The organism is Acinetobacter sp. Marseille-Q1618 (assembly GCF_902809855.1).
Lineage (GTDB): Bacteria > Pseudomonadota > Gammaproteobacteria > Pseudomonadales > Moraxellaceae > Acinetobacter.
This window is the reverse complement of record NZ_CADDWJ010000003.1, coordinates 284,305-302,069: the sequence shown is the minus strand read 5'-3', so window position 1 is coordinate 302,069 and position 17,765 is coordinate 284,305. Positions and strand designations below refer to the sequence as shown.

The window sequence follows — 17,765 nt, the reverse complement described above, 5'->3', positions numbered from 1 at the left end:
GTATGAAATACCCACGCTTACGCCCGTTAGTTACTGCGCTTTTTTTAACGGGATGTTCAACACAGGTTTTTGCACATTTAGGTTTAAACTTATCTGTTGATGTTCGCTCATTATCTATGGGAAATGCTGTAACAGCTGACCCACCAGGTATTAGTGCGATTCATTTTAACCCTGCAGCGTTAACAAAATTAAAAGGGTTACAGACAGATGTACAAGGGATTGTTGCAAATTTTGATATCCAACGAGAATTTTCGGCACCACAAGGATATAACGTTTTTGGTTATTCAGATGACCCTTTGATTTGTAATGATGCACCTGATAATCCTTCTAATTTATGTACAGACTACAAAGGCTCGGTAAGAGGTGATGTGGAATATGCGAGTTTGTATATTCCTATTTTGAAAAAGGTGGTGGATTTAGGTGAAGGCTGGCCAGTTTTAGCACCTACGGGAGGGATCTCTTATAATCCTCCTGGATCTAAATTGACTTATGCAACCGCTGTTTATGCGCCAATGGTAGCGGGTTTTGGTTCTGAAAATGGTAACCCCGGTAATTATATGGGGCAACAAGTAGCTATCGAACGTATTACCTATTTATCACCTTCTATTGCATATGAAGTTAATGATGAGCTGTCCATCGGTGCATCGATCGGTATGTCATATAATGCAGTGGCTTTAAAAACTGATCTACGTTTCCCAAATGAAATGGTGGGCGTATTGCGTATGGTTGATGAGTCTGTATGTGCACCATTTAGAGAAAACTCTAATGTGATTACTGATTTATTGCTATTCGGCTTATGTAATGCAGATGAAACAATCAATCCTTTTAATAAATTTGCGTCTTTGGATGTTACTTTAGAACAAAGCTTAAGCCCAAGCTATAACCTTGGTTTACTATGGGAACCAACGGAAGAGTTTGGTTTTGGTATGGTGTATCAAAGTGCTGCAAAAATGCGCATGAAAGGTAAATATTTTATTGATATTGCCAATGCACCACGTGAGTTGATTAAAGGTTTAAATTCTTCTGCAACAGGGCAAATTCTTGCTGCAATTTTAGGCTTCCCTGGTTATATTCCACCAACAGAATCTGGTTTGATTGCGATGGATTTAGAGTATCCTGCGCATTTCCAAGCCGGGATCAAATATAAGGTTTTACCTGACTTACAAGTTAATTTTGATTTGGGATGGACAGATTTTAAGGCATGGGAAAAATTCCAGTTTGAGTTTGATCGCCAAATCTCAGCGCTTAAAATCGCAAAGCTATTATCTAATAATGTAACCGACAGTTCATTATCGGTTCCTTTAGGATTTAAGTCGCCATGGAGCTGGGGGATTGGTGTTGAATATTCTGCAACGGATCGTTTAAAACTGCGTGCAGGTTATGAGCCTCGTGCAAGTGCTATTCCAAATGATAAACGTAATACCTTGGTTCCGATTAACAATGCACAATTGTTTGGTTTAGGTTTGGGCTATCGTTTTGATGAAGATACAGACATTGACTTGTCAGTTGGCTTCTTACGCAGTCGAGATAATATTCCTGCTAATACAAGTAGTATGGCCAACAAAACAGGTGTAGATAATCTTTTATTAAACCCATACGCTGGTCTAGATGTCAAAACCAATACGAAAGTGACTATTTTAGGTCTGAACTATAGAACTAGATGGTAATATTGTTTCAAAATAAGGAAATTAGCATCATGAGACTAAGTTTAATATTTTTGGCTATGAGTATTGTTCCAGTAACTTATGCTGCTAATTTTTATACCATTATTGGGCCAGATGGACGACCAATCATCGTTCAAAAACCAATAGAAAGTGAAAATAAGCAAAAAATAAAAACACAGTCTCAGGCTGAAAAAAAGCAAAACTCACAAGCAAGTACATCCATACAACAAGCGCCTAGAGTTGAAAAATCTCAGGCTAGCATAGCCGTTGCTCCTCTATCATCTGAGCAAAAACAACAAAATATTAATCATACAGCAAATATTTCGCAAAATAAGCTGACTGGTCAATCTGATACTCAGCCAAGTCCCCAAACAACTACAAATCGTATAATAGAAAATTCAGTGACTAAAAAAGTCGAAACGATTGAGCAAAAAGATATATCACCCACTCATCAAGAGATTAAGCCAATATCTCCATCTAAGCCGACAAACTTAACTGCTACAGAAAATAATCAAGTCACATCACCTATCAATAACAAGACCGAAGTTTTCACAGAAAAGAAAACAGAAACAGTGCAGGAAAATAAAAAAGCCACAGACACTGAAAAAAATGCAAATATTACTGAAATTGATGGTGTTCAATACGTTAATAATGAGTATTTAGAGGATCGTGAATTTAACTTAGAAGGGAAAAAACGTTTTTATGTTATGCCTGAAACAGGTGCAATGGCTGGTGGGCGTTTTGAAACGGTTGAACGCCAAAAAGGCCTGAGTCAATCTTTATTAGATCGAATTCGCCAACGTAAGCCGCTAGAACATAAGGCAATTACCTTAGCCACAACATATTATCGCTTACCTAAAGAAGAAGTCATACAAACTTTAGAGCAATCGTGTTTTACAGGTAAAAAAGTGGAAAAAGCAAAAACAATGTCTTTGAAAAATCAAGAAGTGAGTTTTTTCCCTGTCGCACCAATTAAAGAAAATTTTGCCTATGAGATTGTTAAATTGGATGCGGATATTCAAAATATTTTATTTTCATCCTATGCATCTTCCCAAAAGAAACCCAGCTATTATTGGCCTTTAGTTGTATTTTTAGATGAAAAAGGCTGTGTGGTTGAAGGTGTAAGTGGCTTTAAAAATGAAGAGCAAAATGAAAGTGTGACACACTATGCTTCGTTAGAAGGGGTTTTAAAGAAACCTGATTCAGCGCATTATTTATTTATGACGCCGTTATCACAAGCCATTGACATACAAAATCACGAATTAACCAATCAAGGACAAATTAAACTGAGTGTCATTCAGTAAGGATCGTCAACAATGAACAAGAAAATTATATTGCCTTTTGCTTTAACAGGTTTAGTTGCAGCACTTTCAGCATGTGGCGGTGGCGGAGAGAGTACAGTTATTCATGAAGACCCAAATAAAGGTGTAAGCACTTCTACCAATGGTTGTGAAGATACTTTAGATAATAAATGTCAATCTTTTGTTGTAGATTATCCTGTTGCTGGGCTTAATTTTGATTGTAGTAGTGATAAAAATAATCATTTTGTGACTGAAATGGTGAGCAGTGTTGCAACGGGAGCATGTCCTGTTGGTGATAAAATCAACTTTTATATACAAGGTACACAATCTGCAAAAAAAATATCTTTAGGTACTGTTGACTTAGCTAAAATTCGACCATTAAAAGTAAATAATCAGCCTGCTCAAATAAGTCTTATGGATATGGCAAATGGACTTACCGGCAAGGCAATTACAAGTAGTAATGTTAATGATGAAACTTTTAAAGTATTAACTGCTTTAGTTCGAATCTTCCAAGCAGCTGGAGTTAAACAAAATGTAGAAATGGTTGCTGGAGATATCCAACCATTGACTTTATCAAAAGAATTAAAAGAAGATCTTAAAAATATTGAATCTGATATTAGTGTACAAAACTTTAAAGATGGTACTTATATTGGAATTATTAAGCCTTGGTTAGATGTTACGTCTATTACTGAAGAAACTGCACAGCAAGCCGCTGATCGTTTAATTAAACAAAATCAAGTAGGTATTTTTACCACGAACTTCTTATATTTTAGTAGTGATAAGATTAATGTTGATATTCGTGGATTCAGTGGTAAAAGTACGATTAATAGTAAAAAAGAAACCATTGCCAATATGTATCTTTTAACTACTCGTCAAGGCTATAGTACAGGTTATGTAATGCAGTGGATGGGTACACCAACAGTCAAAGATCCTGTGACACCAGGTAGTGAATCCTTATTAAAATATGCATTATTAACTCAAGCAGAGCCACAAAAATTAAATGCAGATGCGCAAGGTGCATTGCTCAGTCAATATAATAATAAAATTGAAAAGCCCTTTATTTTTAAATCAGTTAAAAATACAACTGATAATTTGCAGTTAACTCAAGGCACTTTAATCAATGGTACCAACATTGCTGGTACAGAAGATATGTATAAGCGAGTTCTAAATACAGATAAAGTACCAACCGATAAAACAGTATATGGTGAATGGCGCCAAACCCAAGGTAATGAAAACTTTACTGGTACGATTGATATTTATAAGTCAAATCCTGCAACTTATTTAACCAATAAAATTTTCCGTACGGTAAACACTGTTAAAACAGGTCAGAAATATATATTTCCATTATATGCAAATATCATTTTTAATTTTAATGATAAAAGTATTTCCCCAGTGAAATTAGGGATTGTAATTGATGAGCATGGTGATATTCGTACCAATATTGGTCCAAATGCTACAGCAAATGATCTGACATCAAAAGAATGTAGTACTGTGAATCCCACAACTTATATAGACAGCAATAATGTACAACAATATCGTATTGGTACAACTGGAGCTGCAAACTACACGACGACTGATCCAGATAAATCTATTACGATTCGTATGATTTTAGCTAATCCTATCTTTGGAAATATTGATGGTGCTTTGGTGGGGTTAAATGATGCAATTGTATATTTGCCAGGTACATCAATTACTGAAAGTAATACGTTATCGGCGGGCGGTGTACGTTTAAATTTACAACGTTTGTTAAGTGATGAAACGACAGAACGTGGTATCAACATTACGGGATGGAATGGTAATAAGGCGACTATTGCACAGTGGGCAAATATGCAGGCTGTTTATCAAAGTATCTATAATGCTGCCAATAAAGATAAGATTACTGACACACAAAAAGAGTTAGCGAAGCGTACTTTTGGTGAGTTAGGTGTTGAATTACCGAGCTGTTATCAAATTAAAACCAAATAATAGACAAAATAAAAAACCATCTTTCGAGATGGTTTTTTATTGCTTAAAAAGTGATTTAAAAAATTAACCAGTATGATCTAAACGTGTACCTAAAGTCTCTAAGTGCGTTGGAAACTGGTTATTTTTGCGGTCTTCAAAATAATGACGTAAGGTTCTTTCTACACTTGGGAATGCAAGTTCAGTCCAAGGAATATCTTTTTCTTCAAACAAACGGCTTTCAATGGTTTCTTCGCCTGCACCAAACTGCCCATCAATGATATTGCCTTTAAATAACACGTAGATTTGTCCGATTCGTGGAATATTGTACATACAATAAAGCTGTTCGATTTCAATTTCAGCTTCGGATTCTTCACGTGTTTCTCGCGCAGCTCCTTGTTCCATTGTTTCGAATAATTCCATATAGCCTGCTGGTAAAGTCCATAACCCGTAGCGAGGTTCAATTGCACGGCGGCAAAGTAAAACTTTGTTGTCCCAAAGCGCAAGCGCACCACAAATCACTTTAGGATTAACATAGTGAATGGTGCCGCAATGGGTACATACTTTACGAACTTTATGATCACCCAAAGGAATTTTTTCTATTGTTGTATGTCCACAGGCTGTACAAAAACGCATAGGCTTCATTGAAAATAAAAGATCACTCAGCATAACTGAATTTTAGTACTTTCGCATCATTTATAGCCTTATGTACAAAATTTCATATATGATGTCTATATAACAAAAAAGAGGTGAGTAGAGGTTTTATGCAGGAGCAATTATTAACACAAGTATTGCAGCAACGATTACGTTTTGCTAAGCGAACTTACCCTGCACAAGCTGCTGTATTAATCGCAATTACTCAAGAGCAAGACCCTAAAATTTTATTGACACGACGCTCTGCATATTTAAATAACCATGCGGGCGAAGTTTCATTTCCGGGCGGTAAAAGAGACCCCAGTGATACCAGTAATATTGTGGTGGCTTTACGTGAGGCTTGGGAAGAAACTGCGTTAAATCCATATGAAGTTACTTTATTAGGTGACTTACCAATGGAACGGGCACGCAGTGGTATGACAGTAAAACCTGTGGTCGGCTTGATTCCGCCTGATGTGAAATTAATTGCACAGCCGACTGAAATTGACCGAATTTTTTATGCACCTTTAAAAAATCTTATGGAATCTCAACCGATCCCTTATGAAGTGCGCTTGGCACATCAATCTGTTTATTTCCCAAGTTTAAGAGTGGAAAATGAAGTGGTATGGGGTTTAACTGCACGTATTTTAATGTCTTTGTTTCAGTATGGTTTGGATTATCAAAAAAATTGGCCATTTTTATTAAACTCACCGAATTTTCATTCAACATTAATCAATAAAAAATAGGAAACTTACACAGGAATATTTGCCATGATGTATAAATTTAAAGGACACACACCTAAAGCTTTGCATGAGCCATTTGATGGATGGATTGCTGATAATGCTACTGTGATTGGACAAGTTGAACTCGGGCAAAAAGTCAGTGTTTGGTATGGTGCAGTGATTCGAGGGGATAATAGCTGTATTCGAATCGGTGATTTTAGTAATGTTCAGGAAAATGCTGTTCTGCATACAGATGCAGGCATTGATTTGAATATTGGTGACTATGTGACGATTGGTCATCAAGCAATGTTACATGGTTGTACGATCGGGGATAATAGCCTGATTGGTATTAATGCTGTGGTGTTAAATAATGCGGTGATCGGCAAAAATTGTATTGTCGGTGCAAATGCATTGGTGCCAGAAGGTAAGGTGATTCCTGATAATTCTTTGGTGGTCGGTTCGCCTGCACGGGTTGTCAAAACTTTGGATGATCAAGCAGAAGTGCGTTTGAAAATGAGTGCAATGCACTATGCTGCTCATTTTGAAGATTTTAAAGATTTAGAAGAGTTTAGTTTTTAAATTTTAGCCAAGCATTTGCTTGGTTTTTTGTATTGAGCATATCTGAATATGCGTGGAAATAGTCGCATGAATGAGATGAGTGGAGTATCATAGTCGACATTTTTAAGACAGATTAGGTTGTGCATGAAATTGCTGGCATTGGAAACTGCCAATGAGCAGTGTTCCGTTTCAATTGTTGATGAAACAAAAACACTTTTTTTTCAACTTGATGCACGAGCAAAGGCACAAACTCAAACTATTTTGCCGATGATTGAGCAAGGTTTTGAGCAAACGCAAATACAAAACTCTGATTTAACTGCAATCGCTTTTAGTCGTGGACCTGGTTCATTTAGTGGTGTCCGTATCAATGCTGCAGTCACGCAAGCTTTGGCTTGGGTTAACGATATTCCAGTGATTCCAGTATCGACATTACAGGCTTTAGCACAAGCAGCTTATCGTTTGCATGGACTTGTTGAAGTATCCGCAGTACTCGATGCACGTATGAAAGAAGTGTATATGGCAAGTTTTCATTTAGATGAAAATAACATTATGCAACTTGTAGACGAAGAAAAATTACTAGATTATCAGCAAGCTTCTGAGTATCAAAAATTTACCTTAGTGGGTTCTGGTTCATCTTTAGTTAAGGATGGTGCGATAGAGTTTCAAGCTGTGATTGCAAATGCCGAAGATATTGCAACAATTGCACGTCAACAAGCTTTACAAAAACAATGGCTAAGCGCTGAATTGGCATTGCCTGTTTATTTGCGTGATGATGCGTGGAAAAAAATTCCAGAACAAGGTAAACCTTAATTTTTAGGATTGAATATGGATCTTTTACTGCTCTTAAAAGCAGCGATTATGGGGATTGTAGAAGGGATCACCGAATTCCTCCCAATCTCTAGTACGGGGCATTTAATTCTTGCCTCTGAGCTCATGAACTTTTGGACCAAAGAAAAAAGTGATGTTTTTGTGATAGCCATTCAGATGGGGGCAATTGCAGCCGTTATTTATGAATACTGGGCAAAACTTTGGGGAGCTGCCACTGGATTGGTATCAGGTGAACCTAAGGGGCGTCATTTAGGAATTAGTTTAATTCTTGCCTCGATTCCAATCATGTTGATCGGGGTCACTTTTGGTCAAACAGTAAAAGAATTATTATTTAATGATATTTCAGTTGCGATTGGTTTAATCGTGGGGGGCTTGATTATTTGGTGGGTCGAGAAACATCCTCCTAAAGTCAATGCACAAGAAGTTGAAAACATTTCCATTAAAGAAGCAATTTATATTGGTTTGATTCAAGTTTTGGCTTTGATTCCTGGTACTTCTCGTTCAGGTGCGACCATTATTGGTGCAATGATGCTTGGGGTTTCACGTAAGGCCGCAACTGAGTTTTCATTCTTCCTAGGAATTCCAGTCATTATTGGTGCTGGGGTATTAGACCTATATCAAAGTTACCATGTATTTGAAGGGACACAGGACTGGCTAGTGATAGGGTTTGGTACCTTAGTATCATTTATTTCAGCATTGATCCTTATTCGTGTCTTAGTGGCGTATGTTGCTAAACGTGATTTCATGGTTTTTGCATGGTATCGTATCGTTTCAGGTTTGATTATTTTATTATTTGCATTAACAGGTTGGAAATTATGGTAAGCGAGCTTCGCTTATTTACCGAAATCAAATACTTAGAGAAAGCACAGTCTTACCAGTCTGTGCTTTCTTTACGTGGGGTTGAGGTAAACTTAGTGCAAATCGATAAGTTGAATGCACGATTTTTAAGATTAAATCCTGAAATGGCGCTGTGTGTTGATGAACAGGGGGTATGGTTCTGTGCCAATGGCATGAAAATGCAGCCTGATTGGAAAGCAGAAATTTCCCGTTTAAAACGTGCCAGTTTAAAATCGGAAATGATTGCACGTGCATGTAATTTAGCAGAAAAGCCAAAACTGATTGATGCCACAGCAGGCTTGGGACATGATAGTTTATTGATGGCACATTTAGGTGCTGAAGTGACTTTAGTTGAACGTCATCCGATTTTATTTACTTTACTGGAAGACGCCAAAGCACAAGCTGAGCAAGATCCTTTTTTAGCTAAAATTGTGGCAAGAATTGATCTGGTATTTTCAGATTCAAACCAATTTTTACAACAACAAATTGAACAGCAACATGGCTTTGATGTGGTGTATTTAGATCCGATGTTTCCACAGCGTGATCAAAATCAAAATGCCATCAAAAAACAAGCACAAGTCAAAAAACAAATGCAGCTTTTACATTTGTTATTGCCTGAAGATGGTGAAATGGATTTGGGAGATCATCTTTTAGTCTTAGCTCAAGCTATTGCTCAACGTGTTGTGGTAAAAAGACCAAGACTCGCTGTTTTTTTAAACGATCAACAGCCTGATCATCAATGGCAGGGAGATGCTTGTCGTTTTGATGCCTATTTTCATTAATGGCTTATGAGGATTTTGGTAACTGCCTCAAAAATCATCAAAAAACTGTTATATAGTCGAAATATACATTGATAATATTTTAAGCAAGCATAAACTAACTATGCTGATTTAAGCCACCTGTAACTATAGAAGCTTTATGATAGACCTTAAACCCTCCATTAATTTTTGGCATGACTTCAAAAGTAATCAACGTGCGGGACTTTGGTTGTTTCTTGGATCACGTAAAGCATTACAAATTGTCCGTCCTTCTATTTTACAGTTAATTTTCTGGGGTATTTTGGGGGGCTGTGCCAATACTCTATTTAGTTGGTTGGTAGCAGGTGAGGGTGGTGTTTTTAACCGACAAGGTCTAATCAGTTATGCTTTGTGGCCGTTTATTGCTTTAATTGTGGGGATTTTCTTATCACAACGCACTGAAAATCCTCGTTTAATGCTTGTGCCTGCTTTGTTGTGGTTGGTACTAGATACACATATCGCATTTTTACAAAGTTTTATCCAGTTTTTGGGCTCTTTGGATTACCTACCAAATTTTACTTATGACTACCTGCCTATCATTTTTATGGTGTTGTTCGTTTGGCAAAGTTTGGCTGTGGTTTGGGTGTTTGCTCGTGAGTTACAATGGCCCTGGTGGGAGCGAGCACTCATTATTTTAGCGACACTTTTTACTTTGGTGGTTTGGCAAATGTCTGTCAAAGACCAACCGATTTGGAAAGTTGAAGATGTTCCACCTACTTTTGCAGAAGATGCCTTTTATGCTCAAAGCAATCTCTTAAATAAATCACTTGAGCAAATCCAATATGGCGAGTTTGCACAGACGCATTGGTATTTCTTGGGCGTGGCAGGTGTGAGTTATCAAGATGTTTTTAAATATGAAATTGAACGCATTAAAGAACAGTTTGATACGCGTTTTGGGACTTTTGGACGTTCAATAGCGCTGATTAATAATCTAGAAACACGTACTACTGTACCTTTAGCATCGAAAAGCAGTATGGAGCTTGCATTACGTCGTATCGGACAACAAATGAACCGCGAAAGTGACGTTTTGTTTTTATATATGACTTCACATGGTTTGCAAAATCAGTTTGAAATGGAAAATGATCCTTTAGATCTGAACGATGTTGATCCAAAATGGTTACGTGATGCTTTGGATAAATCAGGAGTTCGCTGGAAAGTGATCGTGATTTCGGCATGTTACTCAGGAAGTTTTATCCCTGCTTTACAAGCACCTGATACCTTAATTATCACTGCTTCAGCAGCAGATCGAGCATCTTTTGGTTGTTCAAATGAGGCGGATTATACTTATTTTGGCCGGGCTTTCTTTGATCAAGCGATGCGTGAACAAACCACATTGAAAGCTGCATTCGATCAAGCTTCTGAAACTGTGGCAAAATGGGAAAGTGCGCAAGGTTTTGAACCGTCTGAACCACAATGGGTAATGGGTAAAAATATCGAATTGGTTTTGCCTCAGTTAGAACAGCATTTATTTCCACAAAGTAATTTGCCTACAGCGAATACTGAGCAAACCTTAACGTCAGCAACTAAACCTACACAAGTATTGAATGTGGCAACACAATAGCTAAGTAACAGATTTAAGATAAATTTTTTTAATCAATGCTAATGTGTTATTCGTAAAAGATGGTGGTTTTTGCTGACTCTTAACTCAATTAAGTTATTTAATTGCTGCGATTAGCTTAATAAATCTATTTTAAAATCTAATACTTAGATTGTTTGCGCTATGATGTCATTATATAAAAAATATCAAGCATATGCGTTCATATTGCTTGATTGAATCAATATCCAATATTTCTTAGTCATTTCAGAGTCTATGGATAAATCATAATTTTAGGAGTATTAATTGTGGAAAGATTAGAAAGACATGCTTCATTTGGTGGTTGGCAAGAAGTGTATCAACATCAGTCCGCTGTGTTGAAATGTACTATGAATTTTGCAATCTATATACCACCGCATGAGCAAGATGAAAAATTACCAGTACTTTATTGGCTTTCAGGTCTTACATGTAATGAGCAAAATTTTATTACTAAAGCTGGTGCTCAAAAATATGCTGCTGAAAATAAAGTAATTATTGTTGCGCCAGATACCAGTCCAAGAGGTGAGGACGTTCCAAACGATGCTGCTTATGATCTAGGACAAGGTGCAGGTTTTTATGTGAATGCAACACAAATGCCTTGGGCTGAACATTATCAAATGTATGACTACATTGTAGACGAACTACGCAATTTGATTGATCAAAATTTCCCGACTAATAAAGTTCAAAGCATTATGGGGCATAGTGCAGGTGGTCATGGTGCATTAACCATTGGCTTAAAAAATCCGAATATTTATAAAAGTATTTCTGCATTTTCTCCCATTGTTGCACCATCTCAAGTTCCTTGGGGACAAAAAGCATTTACCGCTTATCTTGGAACAGATCAGATGCTTTGGCAGCAATATGATAGCGTTGCGTTGATCAAAGCAAATGCGGTGCAACTGCCGATTTTAATTGATCAAGGAGGTGAAGATACATTTTTGCAAGAACAATTAAAACCTGAACTATTGCTCAATGCGTGTAAAGATCAAAATTATCCAATCACTTTAAACATGCGTGAAGGATATGATCATAGTTATTATTTCATTGCGAGTTTCATTGCGCAGCACATTCAATTTCACTCAAAATTCATCAGATAATTTTAAGGCGCTCAGCAAATCGTTGAGCGCCTAAGATTTATTTTTTTTAATTGTGCAGAAGTAAATACATTTCTAAATCGAATAAAATATAACAAATTGTTAACTGTATATTGTCTAAGTGATGTTCAAGCGCCTGATCTAAATTTTCAAAATCAGCTTTTATACAGATGAGCCTTCAAAAATATTATCAAAACAAAAAGTCAAAAAAATTTTATTTTATATCTAAGATTCTGTAATTACTAAATATATTAAAATTTTTAAAAGTAAAATATGAGTTAAAAATCCTCAAAAAAATTGAATTTGTATGCTCAAGCGATATCACGAGTCAAATTTTATTTTAAAATCATGTTTAGCCTAAATGCCAGTATCAATTGGCGAAATGATCAATAGACATTCATCACAATAGGGTTATACTGGTTCTACCATTTCTAAAATCATATGGAGAACAAAAATGGTTACTGCTGGTCAAAAACCTGGAACAGGCTTCTATTTTTGTGTTCAATGCGGACACCGTGTCTACTTAGAAATTGGTACTGATCGTTTACCTCCGTGTACCAAATGCCTTGGCAATCAATTTAACAACAAGAATGCCTAAGCAGCACAAGCAAAACAGCTACTCCCTGTTTTAAAAAAAGCCCTATTACTCAATAGGGCTTTTTGCTAACGTATAAGCATAAATTTATCAAACGGGCAGCAAACAGCATGGAAACAATTCTTGGTTTATGTATCGGCATTGGTTTAAGTGCTGCTTGCGGTTTTCGTGTTTTTGTACCTTTATTGGTGATGAGTATTGCCGCGCTGATTGGATGGTTTGAACCAATGAAAGGTTTTGAATGGTTAGCCATACCGTCCGTGTGTGTGGCTTTGGGAATCGCAACACTATGCGAAATTGCAGCATATTATATTCCTTGGGTTGATAATGCTTTAGATAGTATTGCGACACCTGCTGCGATGGTCGCAGGCACACTGAGTACAATGGCAGTCAGTAGTGGAGAAATGTCTCAATTTGCAGCTTGGGCAGCAGCGATTATTGTGGGAGGCGGTACAGCAACTGCTGTACAAATGAGTACAGTTGCAGTACGTGGTGTGTCTACCGCAACAACTGGTGGAATTGCCAATCCTATCGTATCTACTGCTGAATGGATTGGGGCAATCGTAGTGTCAATATTGTCATTTCTTGTTCCTGTCTTGGTGGTGATCGTGGCTGTGATAATGATGATTTGGGTTGTGCGTTGGGTGCGTTTGAAGAATAAGAACAAAATAAATCCATCAGCTTTATAAATTCAGAATAATTCAATACTTATGCAATATTTTTCTTACATATTTTGAAAAATATTAAAATAAAATTTTCTCTAAAAATGTTTGATTTTTACTGATAAAAAGCCTAATTTTAAGTTGTAGTTAAACACATAATTTTTTTATGGGTTTTTTGTTGTTGAATTTTATAAAAATAATTTGGGGAATGTCATGATTAAATTTATTGTAGATGAAAATCCGTTAGGCAACGGATCATATCAAATGCATAATGCAACACTTGGCTGTGCTGATATGCCGAAGCTAGATAATCAAATTTTAATTGGCTATTTTGCCGATTTTGAACTTGCTCATAAAAGAGCCAGAATGAATTGGCCTAAAGAAAAAATAGAGGCATGTAAAAAATGTTGTGTGTTTTAATTAACTAAGCATTTAATTTTAATGATATTTTTGTGTGCATTGTGCACGAGTGGATCTGCGCAAAAAATCACATTGTGATTTGTTTATTCATCGGAAATTCAAAGGATTAGCCTAAATTAATTGTTAAAATATACCTGTTCAACAGGATGAATAACAATGAAAACATTTGATTTAGTGATTCATACACCGAAAAACTTACAAGAAGGTGGTGATGAAGTATCAGGGAAATTGACAGCAATTCAAACATTAATCAAATTTGATAATATAAATTGGCGACAACTTTTGGTTCGTCAATTGCAATTTGATAGTGATAGTGCGAGTTTTACAGTAACTGATTTGGAAACGGAGCAAACGCTAAAGTTAAGCTTAAATGCATTTTCCAGCTCGGCTGATTTAGAGTTTAGAATCGAAAGCGACATTGTGGTTATCACGCCACAAAAGGATGTCTTTGGCTTAATTACGCGCAAAATCAAAGATTACATTGATTTCAAAAATATTGATTTTGGCACAGCGCGACAATATTTATTGTACTTTTTAAATGGTGAAAATGAAGTTTTTGCTGAATGCTATAAACAAAGTAAAGTCAAAACTTCACTCAATCATTAAACTTTTGAGAAAATTAAACTGAACTTTATAAAAGTTGAAGTTAAAAATTCGAAAGAATGACCATTTTAAGCGTAAAAAAGTGAGTTATTTTTATAGATTTGGAAAAAAATATGCTTTAAGGCTATTTTTATGGAAATTTTTTTTAAAATTTTAATGAAAAGCTAAAACTTAGGAAATTAATCCCGCTTAGATTTTACTATTATAAATGGTAAGGGTGTGATGGGATCGAAAAGAGTAGCCTGCTACCAGTTGCGTACAACGTGCGTGTAGTACAAATCCACAAGATCTCGATTCGGCTTAGGACGCTATAGACCACAAGTTTATAGGCAATAGGATTAAGACTTACCAAGTTTTAATAGTTGAAGTAAACAAAAGATGTTTTCCTGAACGCCCCAGAAATTTTTAAAAATAAGCAACTTTAAAAAGTTATTTTATCTAAAAATAAGAACAATTTCTTATAAGTTCTAAGCTAAAACGAATTCAATCAAGTCATAAAATTATTTTGATTTAAAATTAATGTCGATGCAGGATTTATAAAATCGTAATTAAAAGTTATATTAATCCTGATATTACAACAGGTTGGGTTGGACAACCAAAATTAAATTATCCTAACGAGTTTTGGCAGGGTTTAGGATTACAAAATAGTAATGTTAAATCATAAATAATTGAGTAGTACTTTGCAGACTTTATCTGAATCGATGACTGGTTAATAAATTAAATAACTTAAAGCTTGGTAAAAAATGCTAAATTTAGGTGTATGTCTTTTAGCTGAAAATTGAGAGTATGCATAAGATGAAAATCCTTGAAAAACTACTTTCAACACATACGCTGACTCGTCGAATGATTATTCTGTTGATTATTTTCATTTGGGGATGGATCGATATTGCAACAGGTTATGAATACTCTTTTGCGGTATTTTATTTGGTTCCGATTTCAATAGCAGCTTGGTTTGATAATAAGAAAGTAACGGTCATCACTATTCTTGTTTCAGGTCTGACTTGGTTGTATGCAGACTTTATTTCTGGGCATCAATATAAACATATTACTGCGCCTTATTGGAATGCTATTGCGCGTTTAGGTTTTTTTAGTGTTGTAGCTTTTCTATTAATCAAAGTACGTGAGAATTTAACAGCAATGACCATGATGGCGATGCAGGACAATTTAACGACTTTAAATAATACCCGTGCTTTTGCTATTCAATATCACCAATTACGAGAACGTAAAATCAGAGTAGGGCAAAAAATAGCGGTGGCACTGATTGATATGGATGGTTTTAAGGCAGTCAATGATCAATATGGTCATAGTAAAGGCGATGATGTGCTGATTGCATTTGCGCAGGTTTTAAAAAGTGTAGCACGCTCAAGTGATATTGTGGCTCGTATGGGTGGTGATGAATTTGTTATGGTACTCAAAGATACTGATCAAAAAGGTGCAGAAGTCTTTGAAACACGCTTACGTGAAGCTTTTTTAATGAGTGGTTTGAAACGTCAATATGGTGTGGATTTTAGTATGGGGATTCGTATTTTTGATGAATTGCCTGAAAATTTAGACTACGCTACTCATCAAGCAGATCAGTTAATGTATCAGTCCAAAGCACACGGCAAATCACAAACTACGATCTGTATGGCTTAATATCGAATCTAATATTTATATTTTATTTACGATCATTGTTGATAAATTTTGTATTTAGAAATTAAAATTCGCTCCTAATTTAAGTTAAAAACTGATTTTTTACCATGCCTCTAGATGACAACTTTGTGTATATGCCTCCTCAAGAGCCACTTAAAATTTTGTACGAAGATACTGATTTGGTGGTCATTGAAAAGCCTGCAGGGCTGTTGTCTGTTCCTGGACGTTTGCCTGAGCATCATGACAGTGCTTATTTTCGAGTATTAGATAGATTTCCAAATGCAAAAATTACCCATCGTTTAGATATGGCAACTTCTGGGATTCTTATGTTTGCCAAACATCGAGATGCTGAAGTTGCTGTGAGTAAAATGTTTCAAGCCAGAACGGTACAGAAAAACTATATTGCTTTGGTTCAGGGACAGTTATTAGGTGAGGGCAGTGTGGATGTACCTTTGATTACAGACTGGGAAAACCGTCCTCGTCAAATGGTTCATTTTGAATTAGGAAAGCCAGCAAAAACCTTGTACCAAGCACTAAGTTATGATGCAGAACAAGCGATTACTCGTGTTTTGCTGACGCCTATCACTGGACGTTCACATCAACTGCGTGTGCATATGATGCACATTGGGCATCCAATTACAGGGGATAAAATTTATCACCCTGAACCTAGCCGTAGCCCATTAAAACGAATGGCTTTACATGCCAGTTATTTGGCATTTACTCAACCTTTAAGCGGTGAACAGGTTGAGATTCAGGGAAATGTGCCTTTTTAAAAATAGCTTTTATTTCAGAGCATTATTTATGAAAAATACGAGCCTTATCTCGTTGCCAATCACGATCTTTTTCAGTGGCACGCTTGTCATGAAGCTGCTTCCCTTTGACTAAAGCAATTTCAATTTTAACCAAATGACCTTTCCAATAACATGCTAAAGGTACACAAGAATAGCCTTTTTGATTAACAGCACCTTGTAGTTTTTCAATTTCACGTTTAGACAGCAGTAGCTTACGTGTACGAGTTGCTTCAGGCACGACATGCGTTGATGCTGACAAGAGGGGTTGAATTTGTGAACCAAACAAAAATGCTTCGTTGTTTTTAAAAATAATATAACTTTCGGTAATGGTCATACGACCTGCACGCAAAGACTTGACTTCCCACCCTTGTAAAGCCAAACCTGCTTCAAACTTTTCCTCAATAAAATAATCATGGCGAGCACGTTTATTTTGTGCAATGGTGCCACCATTATTTTTCTTTACCACAATATTTTTAGACATAATTCAAAAATTCCAAGATTAATCCTATTTTGCCTCAAACTTGGCTATAGGTGAAGTGCTTTCAATTGCATTGAGGGAGTTCGCTTAAAAATAAGTTTTTGTTAAACTATACACCTACATAAACAACTAGAGTATAAATGGATGTCTAAGACTCGTGTCATCTATCCTGGAACATTTGATCCTATTACCAATGGGCATATCGATTTAGTTTCCCGTGCATCAAAAATGTTTGATGAAGTCGTAGTAGCGATTGCGATTGGACATCATAAAAATCCTGTATTTACTTTAGAAGAGCGTGTGTCATTGGCACAGAAGTCTTTAAGTCATTTGCCCAATGTTGAATTTGTTGGTTTTGATGGACTTTTAGTTAATTTTTTTAATGAGCAAAAAGCAACGGCTGTTTTACGTGGTTTAAGAGCAGTTTCTGATTTTGAATATGAATTTCAATTGGCAAATATGAATCGTCAACTTGATGCAAAATTTGAAGCTGTATTTTTAACTCCCTCTGAGCAGTATTCATTTATTTCATCAACATTGGTTCGTGAAATAGCGCGTTTAAAAGGTGATGTGACAAAGTTTGTACCACAAACTGTGGTTGAGGCTTTTGAACGGAAACATCAACAAGGTTGGTAG

Annotated in this window: 19 protein-coding genes; 17 read left to right on the top strand and 2 right to left on the bottom strand. The window is 36.2% G+C overall.

Translation table 11 applies throughout. The features are described 5' to 3' along the window. The first annotated feature begins 2 nt into the window (after positions 1-2). From HUS24_RS15325 to HUS24_RS15315, 3 genes are read left to right on the top strand one after another with little or no spacing between them, the layout of a single operon-like run. Positions 3-1,667: an OmpP1/FadL family transporter gene (locus tag HUS24_RS15325; protein ID WP_173912818.1), complete on the top strand. Its 1,665-nt coding sequence runs from the start codon at positions 3-5 to the stop codon at positions 1,665-1,667. Positions 1,668-1,669: 2 nt separating this feature from the next. After that, complete coding sequence (gene filE, locus HUS24_RS15320) at positions 1,670-2,968, top strand: putative pilus assembly protein FilE (RefSeq protein ID WP_254433877.1); 1,299 nt, start codon at positions 1,670-1,672, stop codon at positions 2,966-2,968. Positions 2,969-2,980: 12 nt separating this feature from the next. Beyond that, positions 2,981-4,930: a hypothetical protein gene (locus HUS24_RS15315; RefSeq protein ID WP_173912817.1), complete on the top strand. Its 1,950-nt coding sequence runs from the start codon at positions 2,981-2,983 to the stop codon at positions 4,928-4,930. Between the two features lie 63 nt (positions 4,931-4,993). On the opposite strand, the gene HUS24_RS15310 is transcribed toward HUS24_RS15315, so the two are convergent. Then, the gene (locus tag HUS24_RS15310) at positions 4,994-5,542 is read right to left on the bottom strand and encodes an NUDIX hydrolase (RefSeq protein ID WP_173912816.1); all 549 of its coding nucleotides are present in this window, start codon (positions 5,540-5,542) and stop codon (positions 4,994-4,996) included. A 128-nt stretch (positions 5,543-5,670) separates the two neighbouring features. On the opposite strand from HUS24_RS15310, the gene HUS24_RS15305 reads away from it, so the two are divergent. The 13 genes from HUS24_RS15305 to HUS24_RS15245 all read left to right on the top strand — a co-directional run bounded on the left by HUS24_RS15305 (position 5,671) and on the right by HUS24_RS15245 (position 16,633). Further along, positions 5,671-6,285 carry a CoA pyrophosphatase gene (locus HUS24_RS15305; protein WP_173912815.1) on the top strand — a complete coding sequence of 205 codons (615 nt, stop codon included), beginning with the start codon at positions 5,671-5,673 and terminating at the stop codon, positions 6,283-6,285. Positions 6,286-6,309: 24 nt separating this feature from the next. Continuing rightward, the gene (locus tag HUS24_RS15300) at positions 6,310-6,840 is read left to right on the top strand and encodes a gamma carbonic anhydrase family protein (protein ID WP_173912814.1); all 531 of its coding nucleotides are present in this window, start codon (positions 6,310-6,312) and stop codon (positions 6,838-6,840) included. Between the two features lie 123 nt (positions 6,841-6,963). Then, complete coding sequence (gene tsaB / locus HUS24_RS15295) at positions 6,964-7,629, top strand: tRNA (adenosine(37)-N6)-threonylcarbamoyltransferase complex dimerization subunit type 1 TsaB (protein WP_173912813.1); 666 nt, start codon at positions 6,964-6,966, stop codon at positions 7,627-7,629. A 15-nt stretch (positions 7,630-7,644) separates the two neighbouring features. Continuing rightward, positions 7,645-8,469 (top strand): undecaprenyl-diphosphate phosphatase, encoded by an 825-nt coding sequence (locus HUS24_RS15290; RefSeq protein WP_173912812.1) that lies wholly within the window; start codon positions 7,645-7,647, stop codon positions 8,467-8,469. Continuing rightward, positions 8,463-9,266 (top strand): class I SAM-dependent methyltransferase, encoded by an 804-nt coding sequence (locus HUS24_RS15285; RefSeq protein ID WP_173912811.1) that lies wholly within the window; start codon positions 8,463-8,465, stop codon positions 9,264-9,266. The genes HUS24_RS15290 and HUS24_RS15285 overlap by 7 nt, the downstream gene beginning before the upstream one ends. 136 nt (positions 9,267-9,402) lie before the next feature. Beyond that, positions 9,403-10,842 (top strand): C13 family peptidase, encoded by a 1,440-nt coding sequence (locus HUS24_RS15280; RefSeq protein ID WP_173912810.1) that lies wholly within the window; start codon positions 9,403-9,405, stop codon positions 10,840-10,842. Between the two features lie 281 nt (positions 10,843-11,123). Further along, the gene (fghA, locus tag HUS24_RS15275) at positions 11,124-11,951 is read left to right on the top strand and encodes an S-formylglutathione hydrolase (protein WP_173912809.1); all 828 of its coding nucleotides are present in this window, start codon (positions 11,124-11,126) and stop codon (positions 11,949-11,951) included. Between the two features lie 451 nt (positions 11,952-12,402). Further along, positions 12,403-12,546 (top strand): zinc ribbon-containing protein, encoded by a 144-nt coding sequence (locus HUS24_RS15270; protein ID WP_004829882.1) that lies wholly within the window; start codon positions 12,403-12,405, stop codon positions 12,544-12,546. Positions 12,547-12,653: 107 nt separating this feature from the next. Beyond that, positions 12,654-13,232 carry a DUF4126 domain-containing protein gene (locus tag HUS24_RS15265; protein ID WP_173912808.1) on the top strand — a complete coding sequence of 193 codons (579 nt, stop codon included), beginning with the start codon at positions 12,654-12,656 and terminating at the stop codon, positions 13,230-13,232. A 186-nt stretch (positions 13,233-13,418) separates the two neighbouring features. After that, the gene (locus HUS24_RS15260; RefSeq protein ID WP_173912807.1) at positions 13,419-13,625 is read left to right on the top strand and encodes a hypothetical protein; all 207 of its coding nucleotides are present in this window, start codon (positions 13,419-13,421) and stop codon (positions 13,623-13,625) included. A 156-nt stretch (positions 13,626-13,781) separates the two neighbouring features. Continuing rightward, a complete protein-coding gene (locus HUS24_RS15255) occupies positions 13,782-14,231 on the top strand; it encodes a hypothetical protein (protein ID WP_173912806.1) in 450 nt (149 codons plus the stop codon). Positions 14,232-15,023: 792 nt separating this feature from the next. Continuing rightward, entirely contained in the window at positions 15,024-15,863 is an 840-nt protein-coding gene (locus HUS24_RS15250; RefSeq protein WP_173912805.1) for a GGDEF domain-containing protein, read from the top strand. Positions 15,864-15,967: 104 nt separating this feature from the next. Beyond that, entirely contained in the window at positions 15,968-16,633 is a 666-nt protein-coding gene (locus HUS24_RS15245) for a pseudouridine synthase (protein ID WP_173912804.1), read from the top strand. 22 nt (positions 16,634-16,655) lie between these two features. Here the strand turns inward: HUS24_RS15245 and smpB are convergent, their stop codons facing one another. Further along, entirely contained in the window at positions 16,656-17,132 is a 477-nt protein-coding gene (gene smpB / locus HUS24_RS15240) for an SsrA-binding protein SmpB (RefSeq protein WP_173912803.1), read from the bottom strand. Positions 17,133-17,273: 141 nt separating this feature from the next. On the opposite strand from smpB, the gene coaD reads away from it, so the two are divergent. Beyond that, the gene (coaD, locus tag HUS24_RS15235) at positions 17,274-17,765 is read left to right on the top strand and encodes a pantetheine-phosphate adenylyltransferase (protein ID WP_173912802.1); all 492 of its coding nucleotides are present in this window, start codon (positions 17,274-17,276) and stop codon (positions 17,763-17,765) included.